This is a genomic window from Marinifilum sp. D737, assembly GCF_026672275.1.
Lineage (GTDB): Bacteria > Bacteroidota > Bacteroidia > Bacteroidales > Marinifilaceae > Marinifilum.
The window spans coordinates 1-609 of the sequence record NZ_JANQCD010000100.1 but is presented as its reverse complement, the minus strand read 5'-3'; the positions used below and the strand labels follow the sequence as shown (position 1 = coordinate 609).

Here is a 609-nt window from a genome sequence, read left to right as displayed (position 1 = left end):
ACAAACGAAGCTGTTCGCAAATATCGTCGCAACTATATGCCCTTGCTTAATGAAGCTCGTTCACATGCGACGGAAAAAATCCCAAGGATAAAGGAGTTTATTTTCCAAACTCTTAGACTGTTCGACTGTTCGACTGTTTGCCTGCTCGTAGATGAAACAAACGTTTTCGACAATGAAATGACTCTATTTTGCCATTAAATAAATAACTTGACACATTTGACAGATTGACAATATAAATTATTTTCATACATTTGTATGACACTACTTTTTTAAAACACTTACTACAATGGAAAACTTGCCAAAGGAAATAGCGGAAGCTATTAAAAATGGAGCGGCAGACAATCAATTGATTAAAATGGCCCAGGATCTTTTAGAGAATGGTGACCAGGAAAATGCCGCTAAAGTTTTGGATTTTTGTTTCTAAAGAAATAAACATTCAACAATAAAGCCTCAAAGAATTCATCTTTGGGGCTTTATTCTTTTTAAAGGAATACGAAAAGTAAAAAGGTAGAAAAGTCGAATAGTCGAAAGGTAGAAAAGTTCAGGAAGTAGTGAACATCAGCAGTAAGCAGTTATCATTTCAATTTTGGAGTCACCTCTCTACCATTC

2 protein-coding genes are annotated in these 609 nt (G+C 35.0%); both read left to right on the top strand.

The genetic code is table 11. The annotated features are described in order from the left end of the window. Positions 1–198, top strand: a 198-nt coding sequence (locus NQ163_RS20605; RefSeq protein ID WP_268192193.1) for a hypothetical protein, incomplete at its 5' end; no start/stop codon positions are given. An 88-nt stretch (positions 199–286) separates the two neighbouring features. Then, complete coding sequence (locus NQ163_RS20600; protein WP_157471414.1) at positions 287–424, top strand: hypothetical protein; 138 nt, start codon at positions 287–289, stop codon at positions 422–424. Positions 425–609 lie beyond the last annotated feature (185 nt).